This is a genomic window from Sphingobium sp. (assembly GCA_035196065.1).
Lineage (GTDB): Bacteria > Pseudomonadota > Alphaproteobacteria > Sphingomonadales > Sphingomonadaceae > Sphingorhabdus_B > Sphingorhabdus_B rara.
The window spans coordinates 166,210-183,285 of sequence record CP136575.1 but is presented as its reverse complement, the minus strand read 5'-3'; the positions used below and the strand labels follow the sequence as shown (position 1 = coordinate 183,285).

Below are 17,076 nucleotides of genomic sequence, written 5' to 3'. Positions count from 1 at the left end.
GGTTCAGCCGCCGCCCGAAAGCGTCGCCGCCGACTGGATCCCCGCTACTATACTTGCAGCACCGAACATGATGAAACAGCCCAAAATCACAACCGCCCCATGACGCCAGTTGATCCGCCCACTCAGCATCAGGAAGCCCACGCAAGCAATCGCAATCACCGCTGCGGCCGTTGCTACCGTCCCCAGCAAAGTCCCCTGCATCCAGCGCATAGCGTTTACGACCACGGCCGAACCTTGGGGGTCGGTGGAGAGTTCTTGCGCAAAGGCTGCGACAGGCATTGTAGCGACAAAAAAGCCCGCGAGCACTAAGACAAGACCTGTAAAGATCCGCATCGCAATTCCTCTTGTTGAACAAATAAATTCCGGCCACATGCCATCTCAGCGGATCAATATAATAAAAATACATTGGCTCGTGCCAATATATTTTTTGATATATATTTAAAATAAAAAACATTAGTTTTTTAAAAAAACAAAAATAAAATTGTTTAAAATAATAAATTTATTTATTTCGCCGGCAGCCAGGCTTGCTCAGTATATTGGAGCCGCCCGCCATTGGCTAAACTGGCATTGGTGGATTGCGGGATGCCATATTCGTTATAGCGGTTGGTCGCGATTGCGCTGCCAGCATTGTCGGTCACCGCGATCACGCTGCCCCGTTCGTCGCTGGTCAGGAAGCGGCGAGTGCCAAGGCCACTGCCTTCATACCAGACGATCGGCTCGTCCACACCGGGATCATGCACATAGCGGCGCAGCACCGTGTTGCTGCCGTCCATCTCGGAAAGCAGCGCGCTGCCGCTATAGTCGAACCGCGTTGTGTTCGCCCCCTGCACTACCTGCCAAAGCCGCCCGCCCAGATCATAGCGCAGCGTCGTGCCGGCACCTGTCGGCGTGACCGTCGCAAGTCTGTTTTCGGTAGTATAGGCATAGGCCGTGCTGCCGCTGGCATTCAGATTGCCGCGCCCATCATAGCCAAGCGTCGCAGAACCTGCCGCCCTCAGCTGGTTGAGGCCATTCGCCGTATAGGGCCGATCGACATTGTAATGGCCAACCCAGGCATAGCTGTCATTGCTCTTGCTTAATGTATCGATCTGGCCTGCGGGGTTATAGGCAAGGCTGGCCGTCTGATCCTGCGCGGTGCCGGCAAGATTGCTGGTCAGCGTTTGCAGCCGCTGGTTGGCGTTGAACCCGTAGGACTGTACCACGCCATTGCCATAGGTCACCGAAGAACGGCGACCCAGATTGTCATATCCATAGCTTGCCAGAACCCCGATGCCAGAGGTTGTGCAATTCTCGTGGATGGCGGTGACCCGGTTGGTTACATCGTAAACATAGTCAATATAGTTGCCATCAGCCCATGACATGCGTGTGCGGCGACCTGCTGCATCATAGCCATGCAATGTGGTCGTATTGCACATTGCCTGAACGGTAAGACGCCCCAAAGCATCATAAGTGAAGTTGTTGGCATGCCCCGGGCTTGTTGTCGCTTTCGTCAACCGACTGAACGGGTAAAACTGATGGCAATTGCCATACGCACAAAACGCTGTTTGCTACATTTTGCGAAACGCTCATGTCGATATTAGCACAAACAATCATAAATAGATTGCCCTTATTGTAAAATAAACTACTTATCCCATATCCGCTTTACAACGTAAATATCATTACTTTCACATACGTTGTTGAAAAATCTTCCTTTCCATTTATTAACATATACAACAGATATATTATCATTATCACTAAATGAAACTGAATTATACAATATTGTTACTATCTGTCCTTCATATTTCTCAAATTCTTTTCTCAAAAGCAAAGTATTACATTTTTCTGGATTTTCTTTTGAATATTTATTTTCAAAATAGAAAACATATTCTAAGTTTAACTTTTTAATATATCCTTTTGCCTGCATGCTTGGATTAGGCAATGTGGTGCAACCTAAAAGAAAAAGGGTGGCAATTGAAAACACCGGTTTTAGTTGCATATACTTCCACCTTTTTTGCCACTGCTTGACGATTTCTGCGCAGCGATCCAAGCAGAAGGATTGAACCCGGCAGGCCACTTACCTGCCACTAATGTCAGATTTAAGCCGCCACCATTCTTCCAAACAACCCAGATATTCGATTTTGTCATGCCAATATTTGGAACGCCGCGCATTGGAATACTGTCATCTTTCCCGCCAGGAATCAATCCTTGACTTCCGTAAGATGATGGATGCGCATGAGCAATTCCGCTGACATCACCCGATTGAATTCCATTTGTGACAGAAGCAGGAAATCCAAAAGCATTCTGTGTGGTTCCGTTGCCACAATTTGTCGAGGACAATTTTTTTAATTTTCCACTGATCCTGACGCCATTTTTGAACAATGCAGAGAAAAATTCAGGGTCATTTTTTGGTATAAAACTAATATAGTCTCTAGGATTGAACGGATTTTTCGAACCAGTTACAATAATGTCCTGAACGAAATAAAGAGCCCAAATAGCAATCCGCTCTTCTTCTGAGTATGATGTTAGAATATTCGAATGGTAAAGTTTCCCATTCCATTCAACGGTCGGATCGATTATTCCGCATCCCACCGCCTTGGCTTGGTCACAATAGCTTTGCTTCAGCCATTGAGGCCAATGCTCCCATCCACAGGGCATATCGCCCGGGCCAGCGCCACAGTCCTCGGAAAGACCACTAGGGTCGTTGGAGTTTATTGGATCAGACCCAACATAATTGTACCAGTTAACACCATCGCCATAACCGATGGGATCAGTCTGCAGGAACCGGCCGAGTGTAGGCGAGTAGATGCGCGCCTTGTAATTGTACATGCCGATTTCCGGTAACCAAGTCTGCCCCGTGTATTGGAACCGGCCGATGTTGGTGGATTGCGGGATGCCATATTCGTCATAGCGGTTGGTCGCGATTGCGCTGCCAGCATTGTCGGTCACCGCGATCACGCTGCCCCGTTCGTCGCTGGTCAGGAAGCGGCGAGTGCCAAGGCCACTGCCTTCATACCAGACGATCGGCTCGTCCACACCGGGACCATGCACATAGCGGCGCAGCACCGTGTTGCTGCCGTCCAACTCGGAAAGCAGCGCACTGCCGCTATAGTCGAACCGCGTTGTGTTCGCCCCCTGCACCACCTGCCACAGTCGCCCGCCCAGATCGTAGCGCAGTGTCGTACCAGCACCTGTCGGCGTGACCGTCGCAAGCCTGTTTTCGCTGGTATAGGTATAGGTCGTGCTGCCGCTCGCATTCAGATTGCCGCGCGCATCATAGGCCAGCGCCGTCGCACCAGCACTTGTCAGCTGGTTGAGGCCGTTTGCCGTATAGGGTCGGTCGACATTATAATGGCCATTCCAGGCATAGGCATCGTTGCTCTTTGTCAGACTGTCGATCTGGCCAGCTGGGTTATAGGCCAATGTTGCAGTCTGGTCCTGCGCGGTACCGGCGAGATTGCTGCTCAGCGTTTGCAGCCGCTGATTGGCGTTGAAAGCATAGCTTTGCAACACACCATTGCCATAGGTCACCGAGGAACGGCGACCCAGATTGTCATATCCATAGCTTGCCAGTACCCCGATGCCAGACGTCGCGCCATTTTCACGGATTGCGGTGACGTTACCGGTTACGTCATAGCCGTAGTTCACCGTCAGCGTGCCACCGGGATAGGCCAGACTGGTCAAACGGCCCGCCGCGTCATAGCCCATCGTCTTGGTCAGGCCATTGGTGCTCTCAGTCTTCGTCCGGCCCAGCGCGTCGTAGGTCAGGCTGGTCGGTACCGAAGATGCATTTGTCATCGAGGTCAGGCGACTGAGCAGGTCATAGCCATAAGTGACATCGAATTCACCTGTGACGATATTGGGTTCGTCCTTGAGCGTCAGCCGGTTGAGATTGTCATAATTGAAACCGATCAGCTGGCCATCGCGCAGGCGGCGCTGCGTAACGTTGCTGTTGGCATCATAGCTCAGTTGCTCATAATCAGCGGTTGAAGCCGCGTTCGATCCCTTGGTCGGCAAGGGATAGCGGGTTTGCGACAGGCGATCATGGCCATCATAGATATAACCGGTGCGGTTATTCTCGGCGTCGATCACATGGGCAACCTGCCCATTTGCCGTATAGGCGGTGGTTACCTCATTCGCCTGATCGAGCGTGCCGAGCGCGGTCTTGACCTGGGTGACACGACCCGCAGCGTCATAGCTGTTCTGGGTAATCCGGTCGGCGCCAAAATCATTGCCGCCGGTGCCAGGCGTACCGAGCGTGCAGGCGCTGGTCGGTAGCGAAGCGAACACCGCAGGGTTCATCCGCTGCGCGATGCAACTCAGGCGGTTGTCGCTGTCATAGGTCATCTGGGTGATCTGGTGTGCGCCGGCTGTTCCCGAAACAGTCTCCCGGATCAGATTGCCATTTGCATCATACAGATAGTCGATCGTCTGCGCGACCGTCATCGCATTCAGCGCCGCCTCGGTCGCTGCCGTTACAGTGCCGGTTTCCGCTTTGGTAAAGCGGCTTTCGGTATCAAAAGTATAGCGCTCGGCAAGACGCGGGCGGGCTCCTGCTCCATCGGGATCGGGACCAATGACGCCGCGCCGTCGGTCCTGCGCATCATAGATGTAAGTCGTGGTATCGTCGCTGCCGGGAAGCGGGCCATCGACGCTGGTCAGGTTGTCGCGTGCGTCATAAGCATAGGCAACCGTCGAGCTGATTGATCCGTCGCCCGCCGCTGTCGTTACGCTGGTGGGCAGCAAATTGGGGTTGTTATAGGCGATGGTGATTTTGGTCTCGTTCGCGCTGCCAGGGCAGGTCGCGGCAACCGAACAGCTGGTCACCTGTGTCAGCTTGGCTTGTGCAGGAAGGCTGGTAAAACCGCCAGTGCCATTTGATTGCTGCGCTGAGAGCATCGAATAAACATAATTGACCTCCGGCCGTGTGCCGCCGTTCGTCGGTGCGGGGAGTTGCACCCGGGTCAGCTCGCCTGTTGTTGCATCATAGGTGTAATCGGTGCGGTTGCCATTGGCGTCGATAGTGAAGTTCGGTTTGTTGCACTTCGCTACGTTGGTACAGCTGGCATCGAAACCGGCGGTGGTAACGATTTGGGCAATGCCACTGCCTGGTTTCGCGACGTTGCGGACCTCGGTGACGTTACCGCGGGCGTCGTAGGTGAAATTTGTATAGTCACCTTCCGGCCGGGTTTCGCGGGTGACGCGGTTGTTGGCATCATAAAGATAGGTTGTGCTGTTCGAGGTACCGTTTATCTTGGCGCTCGGTTGGCCTACTGCTGGGTTTGAAACAGTAGTGCTGGTTTCACCCCCGCCGGTGCTTGTGGCTACCGTAGTCGTGGCCCCGATCGTCCAGTTATAGGTCTTGGTCTCGCCGTTGTTGGTGATCGAGCTTACCCGCCCGCCAGAATAATTCACGATCGTGGTATCGGTCGCCTGGCTAGGACGGCGGATGCGAAACTGGTTTGCAACACTGCTGTCCAGCCTCCACGTTCCGGCAACGTCGTTTGTTATCTGGAATACGCCCGTCGACGGTGTTGAGTAGGTCACCGTCGGCCATGTGCCGGGCGTCGAATTGCAGTTGTTCGCATTGGGATCGCAAAACGCCTGACTGAGATCGAAAAAGCGTAGCGTCGAACGCACAAACCAGCCTGTAGGCGGTGGTCCGGGATTAGAGGGACTTCCCGAAAAGCCTTGGTCGGACTGATATTTGACCTTCATCGCATAGCCCGAATTGCTGCGCACATCGGACAGGCGATATTGCAGGTTGCAAGTTGTTTCATCGCCGAGAATACATTGCTCGGCAATGCCCCACGTCAACGTATATTTGCTGCCGTCCGGATCCGTTTTTTCGGTGGGAACGCCGCAGTTGATGGCATTGCTGCTATTACAGTAACCGGATGGCATCGAGATGGTGGCAGGATTGCCCGACCCAAGCATGGTGGGTGGCGTAAAGGTGATTTGGGTACCGTCCGCGTCCCGGTACGTGAAGAACGTACTTTCCGCCAAAGTCGCTCCGTTCGCCTTTGCTGCGACCCAGACGCTACCCTGTTTCGTAAAGCGCTCTGAAATCTTTCCGAAGGTAATGGTTGCAACCTGGGTTGAGCCCTCCAGCGTTATCCGCAAATCGCCCGACCAATTGTCGCGATAGCCCGATTGGCCGTAATAGCGTACCATCGTAACGCCGCTATTTGCCGGGCCGATGTCGCCTTCCTTCATTTCTATGTTGAAAGTGCCGGTGACAAGGTCGACGCCATGCTCGTCGTTGTTGCGATAGGGCTCCGGCGCGGCCGCGGTTTGCGCAAAAGCAGGCGCAACCAGACCGCTGGCGATCACAGTGCTGGATAACATCATCAAGCGCAACATATGGCGCGCATAAAGAGTCTCCTGCCGCAAGTTCAGCATCGTTATTCTCCGTCACTTTTGAGATATTGAATTAAGTTTTGATCAGAACCGATCAGGGCGGCGGTGCGTTGGGCGATCCGGTGGTCGTTACATTCTTGCGATTGTCAGCCTTGTCATGGCTGTATGTTGTGGTGACGTTGTTGTTGACCGTGCCTGTTCGTTTGACCTCAACCAGGCGTCCCTTGGCGTCATATTTATAAGTGATTGTCTCGGCCGCATCAGCAGCGGTCGCACTGGCAACCATGCCGAATGTGAGTGCAAGCCTTCCCAAGGTTGAAAGTATCATAGCGAAATTCCCCTACCACCCGGGGAAAGAAACAATCTCAATCGCAATCAACCGTCAACATTCAAATAAAAAATCATTTAATCGATGTTATTTGGCCTAATATTAATAAGTTTTTCAGAAGCATAAATCAATTTATGTGAAAAATGCATCTCAGATTTATAGGCTGCAAGCACCGCGATTTGAAAATCGAGCTGAGCAATTGGACGGGAATTATCGTTAGCATGCCAGCTTGAGTGCGTTGGTTGGTCTGGCCGTCGCACCAGATGCTGGTTGAGATCGAGCTTCCCCTCGATGTGATCATCGGCCAGGCTGGGGAAGACGGCCTCGACCGGTGCGCCGAGCAGCGGTAGCTCGAGAGGGGTGGGGTGATCGACGAGGCGCAGCACTGTTCAACGCCCCAGGAGGGCTAGAACATATATAGAACATTGTTGCTATGATTCGTCAATTCATCCCGCGACATGCTTCGTTGGAGATGCCGATTAAGGTTCAGAGGAAATTTGACGCAATGCAGGCTGTTGCCGCGACTGATCACCCTACTATCGATAATATGTTCGATCGAGTGGCCGATTATCTGCTTCTCAGGTTTCGCAGGACGTCCACAAGCTCGTGAACGTCGGTATAGGCGTCCGTCCCGGGCAGGCGACTAAACTGCTGCTTGAGAGCAGTCGCACGCTGCGTCGCAACCGCGAGGTTCGCTTGCGTATCGGCGTAAACACCGTCGTTGCCCTTTTCGTATCCGGCGAGGTGCTTTTTCAACTGGGTCAATGCATCACTCTGGTGCATTGGTGCCATGATGTTCGCAAAGTGAAGGAGCAACCAAAGCTCGAAACAAGGAACACTAACAATCGCCTCAAAAGAAACGCTCTGCTTCTCAGCATTCTTCAGTTTGCCGTTTCGCGATTCCGCCATAGCAATGGCATTGGCATAGGTGCGATGCTCGTCACGGTCGAACACGACATAGATTTTTTCAAAGCCATGCGACTTAGAGAACTCTTCTTCAGCACCTTGCACAATCTGCTGTGGCTCTGTGCCAAGTGGACTGTGAATGACCCGTACGTTCATCATCGGCAGCCGAGCTTCTTGCCGGATCTCCTCGAAGTAGTTTACTTCGGTCTTGGCTCCTTCGCAGACGATCAGTATCCGATCATAGGGAGGACGGTTCGGGGTTTTGCGTTTTAGGTCGCGACCGCTCCGTGCGCGAGAGTGCCTTACCATTACTGGAACCTCGAAGCTCGAAGGATGGGCACTCCACCATATCGTCCCGTAAGATAACCGCGCTCAAGTGCCTCGCCCTTGCGCGGCGAGAAGTCTGACAGCGGATACAAATGCGACGCTTGATCCCGGTCCTTTTCAGCGAACCAGATTTGATCTCGGCGCAACAGGTCTCCGTCCAACAATGACGTGTCGTGCGTCGTGAAAATCAACTGCGCGCCTTTTTGATTTAGGCCTGGGTTTTGAAACATACCGATCAGTTGCCGCACTAGCAATGCGTGCAAGCTTCGGTCGAGTTCATCAACAATCAGCACCTGACCGCGCTCGAGAATTTCAAAAATCGGGCCGGCAAGAGCAAAGAGTTTCTGCGTGCCTTCAGATTCATCATGGAAGTCGAATACTGCCGAACCAGCGCCTGTTCGATGCTCGAATGTCGGGACTGTAATCTCTCTCTGTTCCGAGGAAACGGGCTCAAATTGACCTGTCGCGAGATCGAGCTTCATGCCGCCCATAAAGCCTTGTTGCGTCTTTAGCTGGATGTCCGCAATGCTAATATCTGCAGCAGACAAAAGTTCACGTACGCCATCAGCCTTGTGTCGTGCAATGTGTGAAATGGTATATTCAGGAATGGGTCCACTTCCATTCTCAAATATAACCAAGTCTTTAGTTATAAAGCTGAATATAGGAAGCAGCTGCTCGCTGTTTAGTTGAACGGCTGTCGACAGGAAGAGCGAGTTCTCGCGCGTGGCCTCGCTCCATACCGCTTTGGCGCCAAGAAGTTGAGCGCTGAACTTGTATTGGTATTTCTGAGTGCTCTCGTCAAAGTTACGCTCATACCACGTGGCGGGTTGTGTCGATTTGTAGGCGATAAGCCATTCGCTCAGAATTCTGGTTGGCGTGAGCGTGAAACCGAACTGATACCGAACATTATCCAGCAAGAACGTGATTTCGTATTCGATTGGTTGTTCAGACGTCACAGGATCGAGGCGGAACGGCTGAACGTTGAACGTCTGGCCTGCCTGCAATATTGCTGAGTCATTCACGATGCCGCGCAGCAACTGGATTGCGCGGACGAGGTTGGATTTGCCGCCAGCATTAGCCCCGTAGATTGCAGCAGTACGAAGGAGGCGAGGCAGGGACTTATTCCCCGTTGCCTTGACGTTGCTTGTTTCGTTAGCCTTATCCCGGGATGCGACAAGGTTGAGGACGGCCTCGTCCCGCAGGGATCGGAAATTTTTGACCCTGAACTCCACAAGCATAGCCTGCCCCTCATTTAATCTGCAAAATTCGCGCAATAACCGCTTAAAGTGAATATAAAATAATTTGTCCACCGATTTTATGCGTATGAACCCATCGTGTCGGGCCGTCAATCAACCTCTCCGCTACCCGCTCCGTTCTCGTGGGGCTCCCATTTGAACCTGAAGCCATCGGTATAACGAGCGGTTGGTCTCCATCCGCCATTAGGGGCAGGCGAACCCGGTCTACCGACATGGCGGGTACAATGCTGAAGAGTTTCAGTCGGATTGTCGCGAATGTAGCTCACCACCGCTACTGCAGTTACGAGGCTTCAACCCTTCAACCCTCCACCATCAAATCTCCCGAGCGAACCATCGAACCCTTCCAATGATGTTCACCTCGTCGGCGGTGCGCTGGTAGGCCGAGTAAGTCTTGTTGTCGGAGATGACGTGCATGACCGGCGGATCGCTGTTGGGGATGTGCTCTAGCCGCTTGGCGACGAGACCAATCCCGTCATGCAGCACGAATACGCCCGGAGGGGTTGGGACTGCGCGGCCCATGTCGACCAGGACGATGTCACCATCCCGCAGCGTCGGCTCCATGCTGTCGCCTACGACGTGCATAATCCGCAGCTTGGCGGGATCAGCCCGAAGGCCGTGCGTGATCCAGCTCTTCTGGAAGTGATAGGGCTTGCCGTGGTCAGGCTCGATCTCGACGGTCGCCCCGCCGCCCATTGCCGGCTTCGCCGTTGCATAGGGGACGGCAACGTAGACGTCGTCAGGGTTGGTGAGGGCGGGTTCACCCCTTCGACATCGCCCACGCCATCGCGCAGCCAGTCCCGTCCAACCTTCAGCACTTCGGCAATCCGATCGAGCTTTTCGAGGTTGGGGTTCTCCGATCGACCGCGCAGGTTGGCATCCGCCGAAAGCTCTGAGGCCGGATCGGAAGCGCGAGCAGATCGATTGGATGCTGTCAGACTGTGGTGTGACAATCCGGAGAGCCTGCCGGGTTCTGCTGTTAGATACTGCCAATTATCATTACTAGTTCCGCCGCGCTGACCATATCCCGGGTGATGTCATTGTTACTTTTCCCCATGGCTTCGCGAAGTTCGCTGAAAATTCCGCGCAAGATTTCCTCCCGGCCATTGAAAATCCAAGAGATTAATATTGCTCAAATCGTCTTGCATTTGGGGATTTGTTTATATGAAAATAAAATAATGTTGATATTTACGGAATTGATTTCAATATCATATATTGAATTAATAAATCTATATCTTTATATAGTCTAATTATTTCTTTATTTTTGCTTCTTAATTTGTCCTCTTTCAAAGAATTATCAAGATGATTTTTGCATTTTTTTAAATCTATGAGCAAATCTTTTTTATCAAAATTTCTCACAAATCTATATATAATTCCAGGAAGATCTATTTCAATCCTAATTGTTGCTAGATGAAATAAAATTTCTTCACTTTCACTCATGGAGTTAGTATAGTTTATTTGAATTTTATTCAAAAGATTTTCAATTTCTTGTAATTTGGAATTCACATCCATCATCTTGAAATCCTGCTACCTGTTGGAGGTTCTTTTACAGGAATATAACTCACTATTTTCCCATCTTTGTTTTCGTACAAGGTCTCGCCATTGCTTCGAATCCATTTTGTTGACCCACTCCCATCGTAGTCGGCGTACTTCCGAGTGCCGTTTTTGTTGAAATTCTCCGCCTTTCGAAGATATTTCGCAAAGTTCATTCCCGCGCCATGCTTGCCGAAATGATGCTGGAAGCTCGCTCTCAAGCTTGGAAAGCTGCCTTTGTCCCAAAGCCCCACTAGCCTTTTCGCTTCTGAAAGCTTTACTCCCTTGAAGATACCATTAGCAATTGTGAAACCTTTCCCCGCAGGGATCAAAGACATGCCTGCGACGGCTAAGTTTGCTGCTGTGGGATTCTGCACAGCCGCGACAAGGTCACCAACAAAAAAATCTCCAACGGCTTTTATAGCGCTCTCACCACCTTCATAGTCTAGCTCAGGCCCTTTACCGGTGAGCGAATAATTTGCCGCCTCTTGTCCATCCGGATCAGTCTTGTTGACCGGATCATTATCCACATAAGCATACCAGTTAATGCCATCCTTGTAACCGATGGGATCGGTCTGCATGAACCGTCCTAGCGTGGGGGAGTAGAACCGCGCTTTGTAATAATAGAGCCCCACCTCCGGGATCCATGCCTGACCGGTATACATAAACCGTCCGCTGGTGCCGGGCGCGAGTGTGCCCACGCTCGATTGCGGGATGCCATATTCGTCATATCTGTTGGTTGCGATGCTCGCACCGGTCGAGTTGGTCACCGCGATCACGCTGCCGCGCTCATCGGTATGCAGGTAACGCAGCGCAGCGGCGGCGGTGCCCGATCCCTCATACCATGCCACAGGCTCATCATCGCCCGGGCCATGGACATAGCGCCGCAGGATCGTCCCTGCCGAATTGCGCTCGATCACCAGCCTTGGGCCCAGATGTTCGAACTTCGTGGTGTTCGCCCCCTGCGTCAGCCGGGAGAGGCGGCCTGTGGGATCATAATAAAGCGACACCCCGCCTGGCGCGGTCGCAAGCCGGTTTTCCGAGGTGTAGCTATAAGCGCTGCTGCCAGAGCTGGTCAGATTGCCCCGACCATCGTAGCCCAGCGCGGTCGCACCCGCACTGGTGAGCTGGTTGAGACCGTTGGTGCCATAAGCGCGGTTGATGTTGTAATGCCCCGTCCAGGCATAAAGATCGGTCGCATTGGTCCGCGTGATCCCCGTCAGCTGGCTTGCGGCGTTATAGGTGATGCCACTCACCGTCAGGTCGTTCGCCGTGCCGTTCAGGTTCTGCGTATAGCTTGCCAGACGCCCCACCGGATCATAACCGATTGGCGTACTGCTCACGCTGGCGCCCCGTGCCAGATTGGTGCGGCGGCCCAGATTGTCGTAAGTGTAGGCAACAAGGTTGCTAGCCGTCCCCTGCTGGATCGTCGTCAGGTCGCTGGGATATTCATGGTGTCAAAGAGCTATAGGGAGCGGGTGGAAGGTGGCGTTGCAACACGCCGTAATTCGAAAAGCGATCAGCGCAATGGGGGCGGCTCCTCACCAACAAACTTTACACCGATTAGCCCTCTAACCTCTTCCTTAAGCTGTACTTTTTGAATGATCTTTCCGTTCGCATCTTCATAAGTGACTTTTACATTAAATCTCTTAGAGTTCCCAGAATACCCTTGCGCCTCAATCATATTCAACTCTTGAAGGCTTTTCGAGCTAACATCCGTAACCTCTAACTGAAAATCAGGGCATTTCGGATCGAAAGCAGCTAAGTAGTCGGGCCCAATCTGATATAAATAAGCTGCAGCAGTGAAATTTGCTTTTTTGCCTTGGTATTTGCATATTGATGAGATGTCTCTTTCATGGCAGCCAACCGCTGCAAATGAAATAATTAAGGCAATAAAGCTTTTAGTCATCAGGGCTTCCCGCGTTAATTTTGCTTCTGTCTTCGGGGTCAACTTTATTATAAGCATCGTATCGTGCGGCCTCAACTTGAGCGTTCTCGGACATGCCCGGCTTCCAGAGTGGGCGATTTCCTGCGGATTGCCCTTGAACTTGGTCCATAGCCTGTTCGGCACGAGCGCCTCTGTATTCGGTATCATATCTTTGCTGCGGAGTGCTCGCACTTCCAGCGGCCGCACCTCTTTTATGGTCATAAACATGAGCACCTTCATGCGCCACAGCAGACTCGCATGATTTTCCGCCACAATTCGTCGCACCGCCTACGAGAGCAGAGTTTACAGTTACCAAGGATTTACCTTTTACAAGGTCAACAGACATAAGTCGTGCTGACCCAGATTTCACTACGACATTATTTGCAACGCCTTCGGTGCCATACGCAGCAAGGGCTCGTAGCACCCTAGCTCTCTTCGCTGCGTTCTTAATATTTTTGGCCGTTACTTTAGCTTTTTTGAGTGTTTCCGAGAAAAATTTACACTGCGCCTCGGAACCTTTTGCACAGGTCCATAAGCCAGTCGGATCCCGCTGATTAATCGGATCACTATCGACATAGTTATACCAGTTAACCCCATCCTTGTAACCAATAGGATCAGTCTGCATGAACCGGCCGAGGGTGGGGGAGTAGAAGCGGGCCTTGTAATAATAGAGCCCCAGTTCGGGGATATAGGCCTGGCCGGTGTAGAGGAACCGCCCCGCCGCCGCAGAGGTCAGCGCGGCATTGGCTTGCGGGATGCCATATTCATCATATTTGATCGTCGCGATGCTCGTGCCGCTGCTGTTGGTGACCGCGATCACAGAACCGCGTTCGTCGGTGTGCAGATAGCGCAGATTGGCAGCAGCAGTGCCAGCGCCTTCATACCACACCACCGGCTCATCGTCGCCCGGACCATGGACATAGCGCCGCAGGATCGTCCCTGCCGCATTGCGCTCGATCACCAGCCTTGGGCCCAGGTGTTCGAACTTCGTTGTGTTCGCCCCCTGCGTCAGCCGGGAGAGGCGGCCTGTGGGGTCATAATAAAGCGTCACGCCACCCGGCGCGGTCGCAAGCCGGTTTTCCGAGGTGTAGCTATAAGCGCTGCTGCCAGAGCTGGTCAGATTGCCCCGACCATCATAGCCCAGCGCGGTCGCACCCGCACTGGTGAGCTGGTTGAGACCGTTGGTGCCATAAGCGCGGTTGATGTTGTAATGCCCCGTCCAGGCATAAAGATCGGTCGCATTGGTCCGCGTGATCCCCGTCAGCTGGCTTGCGGCGTTATAGGTGATGCCACTCACCGTCAGGTCGTTCGCCGTGCCGTTCAGGTTCTGCGTATAGCTTGCCAGACGCCCCACCGGATCATAACCGATTGGCGTACTGCTCACGCTGGCGCCCCGTGCCAGATTGGTGCGGCGGCCCAGATTGTCGTAAGTGTAGGCAACAAGGTTGCTAGCCGTCCCCTGCTGGATCGTCGTCAGGTCGCTGGTGTTGTAGACATAAGTGAAGAACACCGCATCCGGATGAGTCACCCGCGTCAGACGGCCGATAATGTCATATTGCAGATCGATATTGCCATTGGGGCTCGACTGACGCGTCATCCGCCCCAGCGCATCATAGAGGTGGCCCACGCTGTTCGAAGCCGTATCGTTCACCACCAAAGGGCGGTCGAAATTGTCGTAGGTCGCGGTGGTATCATATTCGCCAGCAACGATATTGGGCACGTCCTTTGCCGTCTGTCGGTTCAGCGCATCATAAGTGAAGTTGACCGACTGTCCGTCGCGCAAGCGGCGTTGCGTCACATTGTCATTGCTGTCGTAAGTCAGCTGCTCATAATCGGTCGTCGAGCTGGCCAGCGCACCCAGCGCTGCCACGGGATAGCGGGTCTTCAGCAAACGGTCATGACCGTCATATTCAAAAGTGGTGGTGTTGTTCTCACCATCGGTGACCGTGGCGAGCTTGCCGTTATTCGTATAAGTGTTGCTCTGGTCATCGGCCTGATCGGCAGTACCAAAGGCGAGGGTGGTTTTGATCAACTGGCCTGCAGCATCATAGGTCAGCTTGGTAATCCGGTCTTGCTCTCCCGATGCACCGACGGTGCCCAAAGTGCAGGCGCTAGCGGGCAGGCTGGTATAGATAGCCGGGTTCATCCGCACCGCTGTGCATTCCAGGCGGCCCGCCAGATCATAGCTCATCTGCGTCATCGTTTGCGTGCCGCCCGTGGTGCCATAGGTCCATTCGCGGATTTTGCGATCGAGCTGGTCATATGCGGTCTCAACCGTCTGGATCGGGGCAAAGGTGGAAAGTGCGGTGGCGCTGTTGTTGGTTGTCGTGCCCTGCTCAACCTTGGTCATCCGCCCTGCAGCATCATAAGTGTTGCGCGTTGCGCGGAACAACAGAGCTCCTGCGCCATCAGGGTCTGGCGCGATTATGCCGATTACACGGCGGCGGGTGTCATATACCCAGCGCGTAGTATCGGCTGTGCCAGACAGCGGGCCATCCTCGGTCAGCTTGTTGCCCAGCGTGTCATAGGTCCATGTGGTTACCGCTGATAGCGACCCATCGCCCGACGCCACGGTGCGCGATATGGGGAGCAGGTTGCTTGGCGTGGTCGCATTGCCCGTTTGATAGGCTATGGTCGTGCGGGTTTCATTCGCGGTGCCAACGCAAGCCGGGGCTACCCCGCTCTTGCACTCCGATATCTGCGTAAGCAGCCAGACCGGATAGGGTGATTGGATAACCGTTCCTGCGCTGTTGCGATACCAGGCGTAAAGCTGGGTATAAGTGTAGCGTTTCTGCGGGCGGTCCGCACCAGCGGATGGAGCAGCGCGGGTTTCAGTCAACATGCCACCATGGGTGGCTGACCAAGTGTAATCGGTGACGATGCCCTTGGCGTCGGTGACCGTCAGGGGTTTGCCACAAATTTTCAGTTGGTAGTTGATACACGCCGTAGTGTCATATGTCGCCGTCTCGACCGTATCGGCAAGACCCGAGCCGGCCTTTGCAATGCGCCGAATTTCAGTGACATTGTTATTGACGCCATATTTGAGTTGGACCTTGTTGCCTTCGGGATCGATGGAGAATTGAAGGTCCCGAACGAGGCAGCGGTTAAACTCGTTCGATGGCAGATTCGCCATCGCATTAGCATCACAGTAATCTTGCGTCGTTGTCCGCCCAAGAGCATCGACAATGCGTGCCGGCCCTGGCGTTACCTGATAAACAATGTCGCCCAGGTTGACTGGCGGAAACGAAGGCTCTCCATTTGCACCGATAACGACGCGCGGAGGTTTGAATGAATTGGGCGTTGCGGGAAAATCATATCTAACCTCGGTCGTTTGATTAAGGGCGTTAATGTAGGCCCCCCCAGCAACCGACTGGTAGCCTGCAAAGCCGCCGCTCCCGTTATCGGTTTGAGGCGTATAGTCATAAAAATAGGAAAAACTGGAACCATCAGCAAAATTCTGCGCCGTCACAATCGGATAGGTCAGGCCATCAGTCGTAAAGTCATATATGTTGTTATTCGTCAGCCAAGGCGTCGATTGCCCCGGCTTGGTGAAAGCCATTTGGAAACTGACACCGGGCTGCACATTTGTGTAAGCAAAAACGTCTATTTGGTTGTCGGGTCCAGTCGCACTGGTCATGAAGCTACCCGAATAGCCATAGGTCGCAGCCTGTGGTGGCGACGCGGGGCAAATATTGTTGGCCGGTTTGGCGGTTGTGCCCAGATTAATGAGGCAGGTTTTAGTGACTTGGCTGCCACCTGCATATTCGAATAATGCCGCATAGCCGCGTGAACTGGTTACGCTTCGAAGACCTGAACTGTCATATTCGAAATCGTATCGGGTCCCGTCCGGTTCAATCACATAAGAGACCTGCGCATTGCTATAACCACCAGGGCTATTGGGAACAAAGATTGGCAAAAACACTGCCACGGTCCCATCGGTCGCTGTGTAGGTAAAAGTCGAATTACCGCCGCCTGCTGGGGTCTCCACCAGCCTAGTGAAGTCGTTTTGCGATTTCTGGCGAAAGCTGGAGTCTTGCAGGTAAAGTTTTTCAAAGGTCTGCGAACGTCCGCCAAAGCTCACATTGGCGAGATAGTCGAACGCATTATACTGCTCGGCCAACGATGATTTGATCGACAGGAATATATCCCAATTGTGGGAAAAATTGCCCATTGGCGCGACGTGACCCAGAACCGGCGTCGGCATGGTTCGTTCAACAGACACCGTCGCGCCACCGCCACCAATAGATACATCGGTCTTCTCATAAGCATAGCGTCCGGTGCGGATATCGACCCCGCCGGAGGTTACGGCGATCTTTTCGGACGATGGCGCGTTCAGGACAGCGGCCTGTTGTGCCTTAACCTGCTGCGGAGCGAGCGACAAAAATGCAATTGCCGCGCCAAAAACTATTCCAAGATACCGCTGCATGACCAACCCTCCCCAATTGCGAACCGTTTCCTGCGAAAAA

General features: G+C 53.1%; 13 protein-coding genes. All 13 read right to left on the bottom strand.

Annotation, left to right across the window (positions count from 1 at the left end):
- Positions 1 to 3: 3 nt before the first annotated feature.
- Entirely contained in the window at positions 4 to 333 is a 330-nt protein-coding gene (locus RSE16_00895; GenBank protein ID WRH76063.1) for a TrbC/VirB2 family protein, read from the bottom strand.
- 170 nt (positions 334 to 503) lie between these two features.
- Entirely contained in the window at positions 504 to 1,493 is a 990-nt protein-coding gene (locus RSE16_00890; protein WRH76062.1) for a hypothetical protein, read from the bottom strand.
- A gap of 128 nt (positions 1,494 to 1,621) precedes the next feature.
- Complete coding sequence (locus tag RSE16_00885) at positions 1,622 to 1,975, bottom strand: hypothetical protein (GenBank protein ID WRH76061.1); 354 nt, start codon at positions 1,973 to 1,975, stop codon at positions 1,622 to 1,624.
- Entirely contained in the window at positions 1,966 to 6,378 is a 4,413-nt protein-coding gene (locus tag RSE16_00880) for an RHS repeat-associated core domain-containing protein (GenBank protein WRH76060.1), read from the bottom strand. Before RSE16_00880 ends, RSE16_00885 begins: the two co-directional genes overlap by 10 nt.
- A 52-nt stretch (positions 6,379 to 6,430) precedes the next feature.
- Positions 6,431 to 6,664, bottom strand: a complete 234-nt coding sequence (locus RSE16_00875) for a hypothetical protein (protein ID WRH76059.1) — start codon at positions 6,662 to 6,664, stop codon at positions 6,431 to 6,433.
- A 77-nt stretch (positions 6,665 to 6,741) separates the two neighbouring features.
- Positions 6,742 to 7,050, bottom strand: a complete 309-nt coding sequence (locus tag RSE16_00870) for a hypothetical protein (GenBank protein WRH76058.1) — start codon at positions 7,048 to 7,050, stop codon at positions 6,742 to 6,744.
- Between the two features lie 181 nt (positions 7,051 to 7,231).
- Complete coding sequence (locus tag RSE16_00865) at positions 7,232 to 7,879, bottom strand: RloB family protein (protein ID WRH76057.1); 648 nt, start codon at positions 7,877 to 7,879, stop codon at positions 7,232 to 7,234.
- Entirely contained in the window at positions 7,879 to 9,135 is a 1,257-nt protein-coding gene (locus RSE16_00860; GenBank protein WRH76056.1) for an ATP-binding protein, read from the bottom strand. The genes RSE16_00865 and RSE16_00860 overlap by 1 nt, the downstream gene beginning before the upstream one ends.
- A gap of 330 nt (positions 9,136 to 9,465) precedes the next feature.
- Positions 9,466 to 9,846, bottom strand: coding sequence for a S24 family peptidase (locus tag RSE16_00855; GenBank protein ID WRH76055.1), 381 nt, complete (start codon positions 9,844 to 9,846; stop codon positions 9,466 to 9,468).
- A 492-nt stretch (positions 9,847 to 10,338) separates the two neighbouring features.
- A complete protein-coding gene (locus tag RSE16_00850) occupies positions 10,339 to 10,665 on the bottom strand; it encodes a hypothetical protein (GenBank protein ID WRH76054.1) in 327 nt (108 codons plus the stop codon).
- Positions 10,662 to 11,996 (bottom strand): RHS repeat-associated core domain-containing protein, encoded by a 1,335-nt coding sequence (locus RSE16_00845; protein ID WRH76053.1) that lies wholly within the window; start codon positions 11,994 to 11,996, stop codon positions 10,662 to 10,664. The genes RSE16_00850 and RSE16_00845 overlap by 4 nt, the downstream gene beginning before the upstream one ends.
- Before the next feature lie 206 nt (positions 11,997 to 12,202).
- Positions 12,203 to 12,592 (bottom strand): hypothetical protein, encoded by a 390-nt coding sequence (locus RSE16_00840; GenBank protein WRH76052.1) that lies wholly within the window; start codon positions 12,590 to 12,592, stop codon positions 12,203 to 12,205.
- A complete protein-coding gene (locus RSE16_00835; GenBank protein WRH76051.1) occupies positions 12,585 to 17,036 on the bottom strand; it encodes an RHS repeat-associated core domain-containing protein in 4,452 nt (1,483 codons plus the stop codon). The genes RSE16_00840 and RSE16_00835 overlap by 8 nt, the downstream gene beginning before the upstream one ends.
- Positions 17,037 to 17,076: the final 40 nt, after the last annotated feature.